Origin of the sequence: Chryseobacterium limigenitum (genome assembly GCF_900114875.1) — a bacterium.
Lineage (GTDB): Bacteria > Bacteroidota > Bacteroidia > Flavobacteriales > Weeksellaceae > Chryseobacterium > Chryseobacterium limigenitum.
In genome coordinates, this window is record NZ_FPKW01000012.1 from 115,696 (window position 1) to 130,162 (window position 14,467).

Sequence of the window (14,467 nt, forward strand, 5' to 3'; positions counted from 1 at the left end):
ATCTAGAGTCTAACATCTAATATCAATAACAACGTGTTTTACGATCATCAGCAGATAGAAAAAAAGTGGCAGAAATACTGGGAAGACAATCAAACGTACAAAACTTCCAATAACACAGACAAACCAAAATTTTATGTTCTCGATATGTTTCCGTATCCATCGGGGGCGGGGCTTCATGTAGGTCACCCACTGGGATATATTGCATCAGATATTTATGCGAGATATAAAAGACATCAAGGGTTTAATGTTCTCCACCCGGTTGGTTACGATAGCTTCGGACTGCCTGCTGAGCAATATGCGATTCAGACAGGGCAACACCCTGCGATCACTACAGAAAAAAATATCAACAGATATGAAGAGCAATTAAGAAAAATTGGTTTTTCATTCGACTGGAGTAGGGAAGTAAGAACCTCTGACGCTTCATATTATAAATGGACACAATGGATTTTCATTGAATTGTTCCATTCTTGGTATAATAAAAATACAGACAAGGCAGAATCTATTTCGACTTTGATCAAACATTTTGAAGAAAAAGGTTCATTAGATTTAAATGCCAATCAAAACGACGAATTAAATTTCACAGCCGAAGAATGGAAAGAAGCTTCTGAAATTGATAAAGAAGATATCTTATTAAATTACCGTTTGTCTTTCAGAGCAGAAACTACTGTAAACTGGTGCCCTGCTTTAGGAACAGTTCTGGCAAACGATGAGGTGAAAGACGGAAAATCCGAAAGAGGAGGTTTCCCTGTTTTCCAAAAGAAAATGATGCAGTGGAGTATGAGAATTTCTGCATATTCTGAAAGATTGTTGCAAGGTCTTAAAACATTAGACTGGCCACAACCTTTGAAAGATGCACAGGAATACTGGATCGGAAAATCTCAGGGCGCTCAGGTTAAATTTAATATTGATACTCACGATGAGATCGTTGAGGTTTTTACAACAAGACCTGATACTATTTTCGGAGCAACATTTATGGTGTTGGCGCCGGAAAATCCTTTAGTGGAAACAATTACTACAGCAGAACAGAAAGTTGAAGTAGATACCTATATTGAAGAAACTTCCAAGAAAACTGAAAGAGACAGAATGTCTGACGTGAAAAACGTTTCAGGTGCTTTCACGGGAAGTTATGCGATCAATCCTTTCAGTAATGAAAAGATGCCGATCTATATTTCAGATTACGTATTGATGGGTTACGGAACGGGAGCTGTAATGGCTGTTCCTGCACATGACGAGCGTGATCACAGATTTGCGAAGAAATTTAATTTAGAAATTAAAAAAGTTGTTGAAACAGAAGAGGATGTTCAGGAAAAATCTTTTGATTCTAAAACCAGCGTTTGCGTAAACTCTGATTTCTTGAATGGTTTAAGCTATGACGAAGCAAAAGCATTAATTATAGATGCTGTTGAGAAAAAAGGAATTGGTCACGGAACTACAAATTACAGACAGCGTGATGCAATTTTCTCAAGACAGCGTTATTGGGGCGAGCCGGTTCCTATTTATTATAAAGACGGAATGCCTTACACGTTGCCAACTTCCGCGTTGCCATTAGCTCTGCCTGAAGTTGAAAAATATTTACCAACAGAAGACGGAGATCCACCATTAGGGAATTCAAAAACTTTTGCTTGGGATGAAGCAAACCAGAAAGTGGTTGCTACAGATTTAATTGATGATAAAACAATATTTCCATTAGAATTATCTACAATGCCGGGTTGGGCAGGAAGCTCATGGTATTTCCTTAGATATATGGACCCTAATAATGATGAGGTTTTTGCTAATAAAGAATTATCAGATTATTGGGGACAGGTAGATTTATATATTGGAGGTAGCGAGCATGCAACCGGTCACTTATTATATTCTCGTTTCTGGAACATGTTCTTAAAAGACAGAGGATATATTACTCAAGATGAGCCTTTCCAAAAATTAATCAATCAAGGGATGATTTTGGGGATGAGTGCTTTTGTTTATCAATCAAATTTATTAAGTTTTGATTTAGGGAATGGCGATGAAGCTGGAGCAACAACCAGAACTTTAATTGTTTCAAAAGAACTGATTGAAGAAGGTAAAACTTATCCGTTTAATGAATTGCCTGATGCTATTAAAAATGCTTTTTTTGAAAATGAAGATGTTTCACTCTTTGAAACTGTAAGTGTTTCATTTGTTAAAAGACATATAGACATTTCATTGCTTATAGGTACCTCTGATGAATTAAATACTGAAGCACTGAAAAAGTGGAGACCAGAATATGACAATGCTTTATTTGCGTTTAATAAGGATGGAAAATTAATCACAGAACGTGAAGTTGAAAAAATGTCCAAATCAAAATACAATGTTGTAAATCCTGACGATATCTGTGAAGAATACGGAGCAGATGGGTTGAGATTGTATGAAATGTTCTTAGGGCCATTAGAGCAATCCAAGCCTTGGAACACGCAAGGTCTAAGTGGAGTGTACGGTTTCCTGAAAAAATTCTGGAATTTATATTTCAACGAAGATAATTTTGAAGTTTCTGATGTGGAACCTACAAAAGCAGAATATAAAGTATTACATACATTAATAAAGAAGGTAGTTTACGATATCGAAAACTTCTCTTTCAACACGTCTGTATCGTCATTTATGATTGCTGTAAATGAATTACAGAAAATAAAATGTAACAAACGCAATATTCTTGAGCCTTTAGCCGTTATCATCTCGCCGTATGCCCCTCACATCTGTGAAGAGCTTTGGAGCCTGCTGGGACATGATATTTCTATTGAATTCGAGAAATTCCCGGAATTGAACGAAACGTATTTAGTAGAAGACGAAATTGAATATCCGGTGAGCGTAAATGGTAAAATGAAATTTAAATTACCTCTACCTGCACAATTATCAGCTAAAGAAGTTGAGGATTTGGTAATGCAGGATGAGAAAATACAACAAATTCTGGATGGTAAAGCACCGAAAAAAATCATTGTGGTGCATCACAGAATTGTGAATATTGTAATTTAAAAAAAAATTAACATTGGTAATTTAAAAAAAATGAGGGGTTAATTTTTTTAATATTTTAACATAAACGTTAAAATTGAGAAAAATAACTAAAAAATTGAAAAAAAATTATAATATCGAAATCGTATTAAAATTTCTTTATCAAAAAAAACAAAAATGTTTATTTAAGACTCTTGCATTTTAATTAATTTTGCCTTTAATTTACAAACTGTAAAATTTTAAAACAATATAATTTAGTTAAATATGGAAATGAATGTTTCAAAAAATGATGAGCAATTAGTTGCTAGAAAAGCAGGAGGTTTAAACCCAGCTGTTATTATTCCTATTTTATTCGTTATAGGAGTTTGTATCTATTTATTCGTTCTTGGGAGCCCAGGAAATTTTAAAGACGCAGATAAACTAGGTGGTGGTTCTGTAGCTTTCTCAAGTGTTGAAGGAAAAGACATTCATCCAGAGTCGTTTTTAGGTATTATCTACAAAGGAGGGGTTATCGTACCAATCTTGATTACTTTCATGATCACTGTAATCGTTTTCTCTTTTGAAAGACATTTCGTACTTGGAAAAGCTGCTGGGAAAGGAAACTTAGACAACTTCGTAGTACAGGTAAGAAGCTTACTTAATCAAAACAAAATTGATGAAGCTTTAGAAGAGTGTGACAGACAGCAAGGATCTGTAGGTAACGTAGTGAAGGAAGGTCTTACAACTTACAAAGCACTTTCTCACGACACTACATTAAACAAGGAGCAGAAAATGGTAGCTCTTAACAAAGCAATCGAAGAGGCTACTACTCTTGAGATGCCAATGTTAGAGAAAAACATGATGATTCTTTCTACTTTAGGGACTGTTGCAACTTTGATCGCACTATTAGGAACGGTAATCGGGATGATTAAAGCATTCTTCGCATTAGGTTCTGGTGGTGGTACTCCAGATGCAGCTGCACTTTCTACAGGTATCTCTGAAGCATTGATCAACACGGCTTTAGGTATTGGTACTTCAGCTATCGCTATTATTCTTTACAATTATTTTACATCTAGAATTGACGGATTAACTTATAAGATCGACGAGATCGCGATGAGTATCCAGCAGTCTTTCGCTGAGTTCAACTAAGAATTGAATCTTTAGCAAGGAATTTGCATTAGCAATAACAGAAGTTTAATTAAAAATAATTCAAAACAATGGCGAGAGTCAAACCAAAAAGACATGGAGTAGTTACGGATATGACGGCAATGTGTGACGTTGCATTCCTACTGCTTACATTCTTTATATTGACCACTCAGTTTAAAAAACCTGACGTGGAGCAGATTAAACCGCCATCTTCAATATCAGAGAAGTTACTTCCTGATGCGAGTTTGATGACTATCAACGCTACTCCGGACGGGAAATTTTATTTCCAACCCGTAGAGAACGCATCAGAGAGACTACAGCTTTTAGATAAAATGGGTCAGAAGTATGGAATTACTTTTGACAATAACGAAAAAGCTGCATTTCAAAAAGTACAAGCGATTGGGGTTCCTATGAACCAACTTAAAAGCTATCTTGATTTGTCAGATGAGGAACAGAAGAGTTTCAAGAGTCCTACAGGGATTCCTATGGACAGTACAAATAAGCAGTTAGTAGACTGGGTACAACAAAGTTTAAGCGTAAATCCTGATTACAAATTAGCAATCAAGGGTGACGTTACAACTGAGTATCCTAAAGTTAAAAGCTTATTTGAAGGTTTAAGAGATATTGATTTTCTTAAGTTCTGGTTGATTACATCACAAGAAGGTAAACCATAATAATATCATTTAGAAATGGCAGAAGTACAAGTACAGGAAAAAGGCGGCAAAGGCGGCAAGGTACGTTCCAAGAAACAGAATACCAGAGTAGATATGACTCCTATGGTGGACTTGGGTTTTCTATTGATTACCTTCTTTATGTTCACAACCACATTCTCTAAACCGAATGTAATGGATTTGGGTCTTCCGGCAAAACCGAAAGAGAATACACCAAAACCACCCCCAACGGAAATTAAACTTTCTAACTCAATTTCTTTATTATTGGGTAAAGGCAATAAGATTTTTTGGCATCAGCAGGATAATACATCTTTAACTGATCAAAATCTTAATGAGACTACTTTTGATAGAGAAGGAATTAGAAAAGTAATTGAGCAAGCAAAAGCAAACGCGGCAGATAAAACTAAATTTACTGTTATTATCAAACCGACTGACGATGCTGTATATAAAAACTTTGTAGATATTCTTGACGAAATGGCTATTACCAAAAGTGAGCAGTACGGTGTTACTGATCTTAAACCTTGGGAAAAGGCTATTTATGACAGAAAAGTCGGAAATAATGGAGCTGCGGCTGCACCGGCTACAAAGTAATTTAACCATAAAATTGTAAATCTATGGCAGATGAAAATGTATACAGTCAGAATCTTACTTTAGACGAGATTGTATTTGAAAATAGAAACAAGGCGTATGGTGCCTATGATCTTAGACATCAGTATCCAAGACTTCTAACAAAATCTTTTATTGTTGGAACGGCATTATTCCTAGTTGCGGCTTTGTCTCCGTTTATTTATCTTACAATTAAGAGACTTACTGAACCACCTAAACAAGAAGTGAAGGCAGATTTGGTTGAGATTCTTCAGGAAGATAAAATTATAGAGCAGCCAAAAGAAGAATTACCACCTCCACCACCTCCGCCAAAAGAAGAGGAAAAGATTGAGGTTATTCAGAACGTAGTACCAGAACCGGTAAGAGCTCCAAAAATCGAAACTCCACCACCACCAATTTCTAAGCAATTAGAAACGACAACTGGTCTACAGAATCAGGAAGGTGTAAAAGCTCCGGCTTATACTCCACCTCCGCCACCACCATCTACAGGTACAAAAACTTCAACAGCTGAAGTGAAGCCTCAGGTGAGTGATACTCAAGTGTATACTGAGGTTGAGCAAACTGCAGAATTCCCAGGAGGAATCAATGCATTTAGAAAAAAGGTTGGTGAAAACTTTGATACATCTTCTATAGAAGGTGCAGACGGAGTTGTAAAAGGTGAAATTACTTTCGTTGTAGAAAGGGATGGAAGTATTACTGATGTTAAGGTTTCAGGTTCGAATGCAGATTTTAATTCTGAAGCTGTTAGAACAGTTAAGTCTATTAAAAATAAGTGGGCGCCTGCAAAAATAAATGGTCAGTCAGTACGTTACAGATATAGATTACCTCTAGCAATGCAACCGCCTGAGTAAATAATAAATTATTTTTAAATAATAATTAAAAAAGAGAAGCTATAGCTTCTCTTTTTATTTTTTTTGGTATTTTTGTTTTATGATGTTCAATTGGTTATCCCTGATTACAGGATTATTTTATATAGTGTTAGGAGGTGTAGTTATTTACTACAAATTCTTTTTCACAACTTTAGAACCGGCAATTGCTTATGCAATGGGCGGTCTTCTTATCCTTTACGGGATATTTAGAATATATAGAGCTGTTTCAAAAATTAAAGATTCTGGAAATGAAGAATAGTATTAAACTTATAATGCTATTTGTTTTTAGTGTTATTATTGTAGGCTGTAAAAAAGAAGATAAATCTCCGTCTTATCACAAAGGAGACCTTACGATTCTTACCGATGAATCTTTTAAAAGTGTTACTGAAGCCTTGGCTGACGGATATATGATCAATTATCCTGAAACAAAAATTAAAGTCGTAACAAGAAAAGAAGATCTTGGTTTTCTTGATCTCTTACAAGGTAAAGCAAGAATTGCTGTAATGTCTAAAGAGCTTTCTCCTGAAGAAGTTAAAGCTTTTGAAGAGCAAGTTGATATGAAAATCTTACCTGCGAAATTTGCTGCTGATGCAGTGGTTTTTGTTGTTCCAATAAACTCTCCAAAGACAAGTGTTTCGATGGATGAAATTAGAAACGGACTGCAATCTGAGAATAAAGACTTTATTTTCGATGGCACAAATTCCAGTAACTTGAATTTTGTGGCACAGAAGCTTAAAAAACAACCAAAAGATTTAAAATTCTCAGTAATTCCCGGAAGTCAGAATATTATTGAAGAATTAAATAAATATCCCAATAAGATAGGAGTTATCGGTCTGAATACTTTCAGTAGACCATATGACAAAACCTCTGAAAAACTAAGAGAATTGGTAAAAGTTCTCCCTGTTGAAAATAATGGAAAATTATATTCTGCAGATTCTGCTGGATTACGCGAAATGAAATATCCATTTACAAGAGTTTTATACTTTTTAACAAACGAAGGAAATTTTAACATAGCAAACGGATTTATAAGATATTCTTGTACTCAACTTGGCCAGATGATCGTAGAAAAGGAAGGATTACAACCCTACAATATTTACAAGAGAGAGGTTCAAATGCGTTAAAAAATATTAAATTAACATTTTCCTTAAAATAATTACACTATTTTGGTCTGAAAATTGTGTATGAATTAACTCAGTTTAGAATATATTAAAATGAAAGATATAATGATTATGAATGTAAAGAAGATTGCTTTTGGGGCAGCCGTGGTATTTTTTGCCAACTTTGCCTCTGCGCAGACAGTACAAGATGGTATTAACAGTATTGACAGTGATAAATTTGCTCAAGCAAAAACTAATTTCACTGACATGATTGCTAAAGCACCTACCGCTGAAAATTATTTCTACTTAGGAAATACATTTTTAAGACAAGGTGAACCGGATTTTGCAAAAGCAACAGAAAGCTTCAATAAAGGTCTTGCACTAGATGCTAAAAGTTATTTGAATAAAATAGGTTTGGCTGCAGTAAAACTAGGGAAAGGTGATAAAAATGCAATTGCTGAGATCCAGAAAATTGTAACTGATTCTAGAGAAAAAGATGCAGAAGTATTGTTCAGAGCCGCTGAAGCTTTAACATTATTCGAAAAAAATAACTCTCCGGATCTTGCTATTCAGTTCTTAAATAAAGCTATTGAAAGAGCTGCTAAAAAGGAAGTTCCTGCACATTATTACTATACATTAGGAGATGCTTACAGATTAAAAAGAATTCCTGGTGATGCAATGACAGCCTACGATAAAGCTTTGCCTGTTGCTAAAAATAAAGCGTCTGTTTACACAAGAATGGGTACTTTATGGATGGCTGCACAACAGTGGAAACAAGCAAAAGAAAGTATAGATAAAGCAATTGCTACAGATGCTACTTATGCACCTGCTTACAAGGCTTTAGCTGCTTATAATATTAAATATCAGGAGAATGCGAAAGCAACTCAGGATTTGATCAATTATACAAAATATGCTGATGAAGATCCGTATACTCAATTAGAAATTGCTAAACTCTATTTCACTAATGAAGATTATGCAAACTCTAAAATGATCTTAGACAAGATCTTTGATAAAGTTGATGATCCAATTAAATTTAAATTAAGAGCATATCAATTATATGCTGACGGAAAATATGCTGAAGCTAAGCAAAGCATGGACAGTTTCGTTTCTCAGGCTGAAAAGTCTAGAGTACAGCCTGCTGATCAAGGTTTACAAGGTCTAATCGCTGCTGGTTTGGCTAAAGACGAAAAAGATGCTGCTAAGAAAACAGCGTTAATGAATGAAGCTCAACAAAAAGTTGCAATTGCTAAAGGTGCAAAAGACGAAACATTGAAGTGGGATATGGAGCTTGCTAAGATCGCTGGAGGTGGTGCTGTATCACAAGGTTCTGCCGATTCTGGGCCAACAAACCCAACGATCGAAGGATTAAAGCAAAAAGTTGCTGCTAATGCTCAGGATACAGATTCATTATTTAAGTTGGCAACAGCTTATCAGGATGCTAAAAACTGGAACGGGGCAATCCTTACATGGCAGAAAATGAGTACGCTTCTTCCTGATTGGGCTCCTGCGTATTACAGCCAAGGATATTCTTACCAACAAGCTGGAAATAATGACGCAGCAAAAATTGCATATGAGAAATTTATCTCAACCGTAAAACCTGCTGATATGGAAGCTAACAAGCAAACATTAGCTTATGCTTACTTTGCAGTTGCTTACATGAATAAAGATTCTGATGCTGCAAAAGCAAAAGATTATGTAGCTAAGTCTTTACAGCTTGATCCTACTTATCAGGATGCTGTAAAATTAAATGCAGAAATCAACAAGTAATTTAAAATTTAAATTATAGATATTAAAACTTCCCATTCGTAATGTTTGGGAAGTTTTTATTTTAAGTCTTATATTTGAAAATATGAAACGCATTGGTTAAAAATTCGATAACAAGAGTGTAATAATTGGGCGTTCATCTGACAAATTAAAATTAAAAAGAATAAATGAAAATAGATATACTTGCTTTTGGGGCGCATCCTGATGATGTTGAGTTGGGCTGTGGCGGAACAATTGCCAAATTAATTTCGGAAGGTAAAACATGCGTTATCGTTGATTTAACGAAAGGCGAAATGGGAACCAGAGGTACAGATGAAACAAGAAGAATTGAAGCCGGAAATTCTGCAAAGGTTTTGGGAGTTTCTGCCAGAGAAAATTTAGGAATGAAAGATGGCTTTCTTGTCAATTCTGAAGAATATCAGTTAATGATCGTAAAAATGATTCGCAAATACCGACCAGAAATCGTTTTAGCGAATGCGATTGATGATAGACATCCAGACCACGCAAAAGGAGCGAAATTAGTGTCGGATGCATGCTTTTTATCGGGCTTAAGAAAAATTGAAACTTCAGAAGACGGGGAAAATCAAGAGGTGTGGAGACCAAAGCATATTTTCAATTATATTCAGTGGAAAAATATCAAACCGGAATTTGTAATTGACATTTCTGAGCATCTTGATAAGAAGATTGAAGCTTGTATGGCTTTCAAAACTCAGTTTTATGACCCAACTTCTAAGGAACCTGAGACTCCGATTACATCAAAAGACTTCTACGAGAGTTTAACGTACCGTGCACAGGATTTAGGTAGGTTGTCGGGAGTTGCTTATGCTGAGGGATTTACGACTGAGAAGCTGATTGCGTTGAAAAATTTTGAAGGAATTATTTTGTAATTAAAAAATCTTTCTTATATTTGCACCACCAAAACGGTGATTGTAGCTCAGTTGGTTAGAGCGCCGGATTGTGGTTCCGGAGGTCGGGGGTTCGAGACCCCTCATTCACCCATCATAGGTCATCCCGCTTTTTTAAGCGGGATTTCGCTTTAAATAAACTCTGTATCTCTTTATTTATCAAATACTTACAAAAACAAAAAATCGCAAAAAAGCGGTTCGATATTGCTGATTTTTTTAGTGTTTTTTTTTGTTCAATATCGAACCGCAGAGGGAAAATCGCATAAAATTTCTCTTATAAAAACGAGAAATCCCCTTATTAAAAAGGGATTGAGAGAGATTAAAAATTTATAAGAATTGTGGTTCGAGACTTACTATAGTAAACCGAAATAATTTGACATATATAAACTTTATTAATTCATTGATTTTCAATTTAATGAATTTTTAGAATATGACATTTTATTCAAATTTAACTATACAGTCACTATTTTTTGCTGTTCAATCTCGCTTTTGGGAATACTTTGTTGTCTAAAGTTTTATTTATCAATTCCAAATGCTCGTTTTCCTCGGGTTACGTTAACTAGCACAACAGATGTTGCATTATAAGTTTAAGAAGTGTTTTTTACTATGCAATCAGAAAGAAGAGCTGTTTTATCTGCGGAGATCTTCAGTATCTATCATTGGAGCCGTGGAAGATATGGAAGCCCCAAATTGTAAGGGAACTGGAATCAAAAGGAATAAGAGCTTCTTGCCCTTTTGTTGCCAAACTGATGAGAGAGCGTGATCTGAGAAGTATTAATATGAAATCGAAAATTCCACTTATGGGCGGCTCCTTATTTTTAGAATCGCTTTTCAGTGCCCAAACTGGTAATGTTGGGATTAATACTAATTCCATAACAAAGCTTCGGATCGGAAGCGCAATGTTACAAGAGATCAAAAGAAAATCACAGCCAGAGAAACTGCCATCCGTTTACTGTTCCGAAGAGATTCGTGAAATGGAAAAGTTTATCAATAAGACTAAATGTGTTAACAAAAGGAATTAAGCGGTTTTTCTTCTTGCCTCCCATTTAGGGCCACGTTCGAGCGAGATCTGTTTTTTGCAATTTGGAAATATAGATTGTGATCATAACCTAATCTGTTTCCAACAAGATAAAACCAAAGAGAATATTGAACTTCCTTTACTCTCAGTTATAGAAGAAGCTATTATTGAGTACATCCACTATAGTCGTCCAAAATCAGATAGCAAAATGTTTTTTTAATGTTGGTATGATACTTTTTTATATTTTTGCATGGATTAATATTTCAAAGTAAATATGTAACCAACAACCTGGGAAGGAAGATATCTTACCGAAAATAGATTATCCTCTAAATATGTTTTGTGATAATGAAGAAATGATAATCGTATTTAAGAAATTAGCAAAAGGAATTGATTTAAAATAATCTCCGGATATATTTTTAGAATATAGTTCGAATTTTTAAATCCAAAATTCAAATGTTTTGAGCCTTGGAAGGCTTTTTAAATTATTGTAATGTACTGATAGTCATTTGTGATTGGTTTGATATGGTGACGAGAGGTATCAGTTAAAATCTAGAAAATATTTCTATAATTTTTTGATAAAATTTCACCATTTTAGATTGATACTGCTTGGGAGAGCTTAGGTGAGATTGAGTTTGAAAGTAACAATTCAACAAACTTAGTAAATAAAAGACATTTATAGAATACCTGAGGATCTATGAGAAATATATTTATTATTTTCCTTCTTTTTTATAACCTTTTCATTGCACAAACTAGAAAAGAGATTGATGAGAATTTAGAAGTAACAAGAGGCCTTATCAATAGTGGAAAAAGAAAAGAGTCTGTGAAATTATTAGATGATATAATACAGGCTTCAATCAAAATTGATTATCCAAAAGGAGTTTTTCACGGTTATTATAGAAAAAGTTATTGTTTTTATTTTGAAGGGGATTTTTATAGCAGTATAAAATTTGCCCAATTAGCATTGCAGCAAGATTTGTCACAAATAGATTATAATCATCAGGTAATAGCTTTTCAGTTGCTGGGACAAAATTTTGCGAGACTTGAAATGAACGACGATGCAATTAAACAATATAAAAAAATGGCTCAGTTAGCTGAAATAATCGCGGATAAAAAAACAGCTATTTATCAAAAAAATATTGCTTATAATGATATGGCAAGTATTTTATGGAAAAACAAAAATAATATAGATTCCTCTTACTATTATTTCTTTAAAATATACAAAGATTTAAGTAATATGCAATATCGTGATGATAATATGATGATTCTTTTATCAAAAGCAACAACCGCCATGGCTATTCTACAATCTGTTCAGGGAAGAAAAGATTCATCCGCATATTATTTAAAAAAAGCATCAACATTTATTCCTAAAAATGTTGAGAAAACTACTGAAAATTCTGTTGCCTATCAGCACTTACCATATATTTATTTTACGTACAATCAATTATTAAAAGCAAAAGTAGCTAATGATTTACTTCTTAAGGAAGTAACTAATGAGCAAAATTTGGAACAAATAAAGGCGGGTTATGATGTTAAGTCTAAAATTACTGGAAAATTAAAAGACACTGTACAAGCTTTTAAAGATTTAACTATTTATAATAAAATAAGAGATAGTATTGATCAAATTGACCAAAAGAATATAAAAAAATCATATTTAAATATAATTGGAGAAAAAGAAGACAACATTGAAGGAAAGACTAAAAAGTTAAAATTTTTGACGGTTCTTATAATCCTTTTTGTTTTATTTTCCACTTCTGGTTTAGTATATTTAAGAAAATATATTAAACGAAAAAATATTGAGAAAAGAAATATATTACAAGAAAAAGAAGAATTAGAATCTAAAGTAAATGATTCATTTGAAGAATTGGTTTTGCTTGCAAAAGAAAATTCGCCTATTTTTTTGGTTCGCTTCCAGGAAATATATCCTGAATTTTGCCAAGAAATTATTAAAATAAATCCAAATATTCAAAACTCAGAATTAATATTTTGTGCTTATTTATACCTTAACTTTTCTACAAAAGATATTGCAAGATATACTTTCGTAACTCCTACGAGTGTACAAATGAGAAAATACAGATTAAGAAAAAAAATTAATATTCCACCCGATGTAGACATTTACATCTGGATGAAAAATTTGCAATAAATCTTTCATTCATGTAATAAAATTTAAGATAATTCTATTGATATACTGGCCATACTTTCTGTATGGCTTTTTTATTTCATTCTTGTTGATTTGTAAATTTATTGTCTGATTTACAGTTGTTTATGGTTGGAGAAAAGCTATGTAGAATGTGTTTTTTTGTACTTTTTGTAAAGATTGTTATTACTTTGGATCAAGAATTTTTTATAACACAAATTTAAGAAACCAAAGTATTTTAGTTATGGAACACAATGATGAAAAAAAATCAATGGGAATACTTTTCGGGAGGCCATACTTCATACCTATCCCGATGTTTCAAATAGTGATGTTCAGTTTTTGACCTATCTAAACTTAAATTTTTGTACTAAAGAAATTGTGGAATTAGTTTGCGTTGCTCCCGAAACGATTCAAATGAAAAAAAGAAGGCTAAGGAAAAAACTTAACATTCCATCTGATGTTGACCTTTATAATTGGGTTAATAATTTTAATTAAAAAAAAAATTTATTGTGAACGCGCAATTAGAGATTAAAAGCAATTCATTATCCTTATTATTTAATAGTAAGATGATTTTGATGTGCTTTATGTTGCTTTCTCAGTTTATTTTTGGAAGTTCCCTTGTATATACTTCTTCTTTAAAAGATTCTGTAGGTGGATATCCTGCCAACAACCCGGAGTTTTATATTGCAGATAATACCGTTGTCACAAATCGTCAACAAGTTTACGTTAAGAATTCTATTCCTAAAAAAGAGAAAGCAAAACCATATAAAAAAGAGAAAACGAAAAGAGATAAAAAGAAAAGCGAAACTCGATTTGTCAAAATTTCCAAAAGCAATATTTCGGTTAAAACTTCTTACTTATCTGGTCAGATAAAGTGCAATATAATTGATAATCAGTTCTTTACTATATCTATTACTACTATTGACAATTTCAAAAAAAAGGCATTTGCTAAAGCTGCTTTCTATTGCATTATTGTTTCTTTTATTTTTCTGATGATCCTTAAAAAACACATTTCCTATATATGGGGGAGGGCTTTACTACTGTTAATTAAAAGAAATTTTACACGTCCTCCTCCCTTCTTTATACTTCATATTATCCTTTAGAGGAATCTTAGATAATGACTTATAGCGGTCATTCTTATTTAATTATAAAAATAAAAAAATGAATAGTAAAAAACTATTTTCTATATTTTTTGCACTTCTGCTTAGTGCAATAATAAATGGGCAAGTGGGTATTAATACTCCTGATCCCCAAGCTACTTTGGATATTGTGGGAGATCCATCAAATACTTTAAAATTAGATGGGGTTATTGCTCCT

At 33.5% G+C, this 14,467-nt stretch carries 12 protein-coding genes and 1 tRNA gene; all 13 read left to right on the top strand.

Going from position 1 to position 14,467, the window contains the following annotated elements; translation table 11 throughout:
• Positions 1–33 precede the first annotated feature (33 nt).
• The 13 genes from BT156_RS14725 (at position 34) to BT156_RS14785 (ending at position 14,253) form a co-directional block, all read left to right on the top strand.
• On the top strand, positions 34–2,985 hold the full coding sequence (locus tag BT156_RS14725; RefSeq protein WP_072411140.1) for a leucine--tRNA ligase: 2,952 nt from the start codon (positions 34–36) through the stop codon (positions 2,983–2,985).
• Positions 2,986–3,225: 240 nt separating this feature from the next.
• Entirely contained in the window at positions 3,226–4,089 is an 864-nt protein-coding gene (locus BT156_RS14730; protein ID WP_072411141.1) for a MotA/TolQ/ExbB proton channel family protein, read from the top strand.
• A gap of 68 nt (positions 4,090–4,157) precedes the next feature.
• A complete protein-coding gene (locus BT156_RS14735; protein ID WP_072411142.1) occupies positions 4,158–4,760 on the top strand; it encodes an ExbD/TolR family protein in 603 nt (200 codons plus the stop codon).
• 15 nt (positions 4,761–4,775) lie between these two features.
• Positions 4,776–5,348: an ExbD/TolR family protein gene (locus tag BT156_RS14740; protein ID WP_072411143.1), complete on the top strand. Its 573-nt coding sequence runs from the start codon at positions 4,776–4,778 to the stop codon at positions 5,346–5,348.
• 23 nt (positions 5,349–5,371) lie between these two features.
• Complete coding sequence (locus BT156_RS14745) at positions 5,372–6,214, top strand: energy transducer TonB (RefSeq protein WP_072411145.1); 843 nt, start codon at positions 5,372–5,374, stop codon at positions 6,212–6,214.
• Between the two features lie 79 nt (positions 6,215–6,293).
• A complete protein-coding gene (locus tag BT156_RS14750; protein WP_170857323.1) occupies positions 6,294–6,491 on the top strand; it encodes a C4-dicarboxylate ABC transporter in 198 nt (65 codons plus the stop codon).
• Positions 6,481–7,353: a PstS family phosphate ABC transporter substrate-binding protein gene (locus BT156_RS14755; protein ID WP_072411146.1), complete on the top strand. Its 873-nt coding sequence runs from the start codon at positions 6,481–6,483 to the stop codon at positions 7,351–7,353. Before BT156_RS14750 ends, BT156_RS14755 begins: the two co-directional genes overlap by 11 nt.
• Positions 7,354–7,443: 90 nt before the next feature.
• Entirely contained in the window at positions 7,444–9,096 is a 1,653-nt protein-coding gene (locus BT156_RS14760; protein WP_072411148.1) for a tetratricopeptide repeat protein, read from the top strand.
• A 164-nt stretch (positions 9,097–9,260) separates the two neighbouring features.
• The gene (gene bshB1 / locus BT156_RS14765) at positions 9,261–9,980 is read left to right on the top strand and encodes a bacillithiol biosynthesis deacetylase BshB1 (protein ID WP_072411150.1); all 720 of its coding nucleotides are present in this window, start codon (positions 9,261–9,263) and stop codon (positions 9,978–9,980) included.
• 35 nt (positions 9,981–10,015) lie between these two features.
• A tRNA-His gene (locus tag BT156_RS14770) sits at positions 10,016–10,091 on the top strand.
• Positions 10,092–10,657: 566 nt separating this feature from the next.
• Positions 10,658–11,020 (top strand): hypothetical protein, encoded by a 363-nt coding sequence (locus BT156_RS22155; RefSeq protein ID WP_072411151.1) that lies wholly within the window; start codon positions 10,658–10,660, stop codon positions 11,018–11,020.
• Positions 11,021–11,710: 690 nt separating this feature from the next.
• Complete coding sequence (locus BT156_RS14780; RefSeq protein WP_072411153.1) at positions 11,711–13,156, top strand: hypothetical protein; 1,446 nt, start codon at positions 11,711–11,713, stop codon at positions 13,154–13,156.
• A gap of 503 nt (positions 13,157–13,659) precedes the next feature.
• Positions 13,660–14,253 (top strand): hypothetical protein, encoded by a 594-nt coding sequence (locus BT156_RS14785; RefSeq protein ID WP_139255488.1) that lies wholly within the window; start codon positions 13,660–13,662, stop codon positions 14,251–14,253.
• Positions 14,254–14,467 lie beyond the last annotated feature (214 nt).

What these genes read in the sequence shown, in the direction of transcription:
- BT156_RS14740 (WP_072411143.1), top strand. Translation starts at nt 4,776, where the DNA reads ATGGCAGAAGTACAAGTACAGGAAAAAGGCGGCAAAGGCGGCAAGGTA.
- BT156_RS14745 (WP_072411145.1), top strand. Translation starts at nt 5,372, where the DNA reads ATGGCAGATGAAAATGTATACAGTCAGAATCTTACTTTAGACGAGATT.
- BT156_RS14750 (WP_170857323.1), top strand. Translation starts at nt 6,294, where the DNA reads ATGATGTTCAATTGGTTATCCCTGATTACAGGATTATTTTATATAGTG.
- BT156_RS14780 (WP_072411153.1), top strand. Translation starts at nt 11,711, where the DNA reads ATGAGAAATATATTTATTATTTTCCTTCTTTTTTATAACCTTTTCATT.
- BT156_RS14730 (WP_072411141.1), top strand. Translation starts at nt 3,226, where the DNA reads ATGGAAATGAATGTTTCAAAAAATGATGAGCAATTAGTTGCTAGAAAA.
- BT156_RS14735 (WP_072411142.1), top strand. Translation starts at nt 4,158, where the DNA reads ATGGCGAGAGTCAAACCAAAAAGACATGGAGTAGTTACGGATATGACG.
- BT156_RS14755 (WP_072411146.1), top strand. Translation starts at nt 6,481, where the DNA reads ATGAAGAATAGTATTAAACTTATAATGCTATTTGTTTTTAGTGTTATT.
- BT156_RS14760 (WP_072411148.1), top strand. Translation starts at nt 7,444, where the DNA reads ATGAAAGATATAATGATTATGAATGTAAAGAAGATTGCTTTTGGGGCA.
- bshB1 (WP_072411150.1), top strand. Translation starts at nt 9,261, where the DNA reads ATGAAAATAGATATACTTGCTTTTGGGGCGCATCCTGATGATGTTGAG.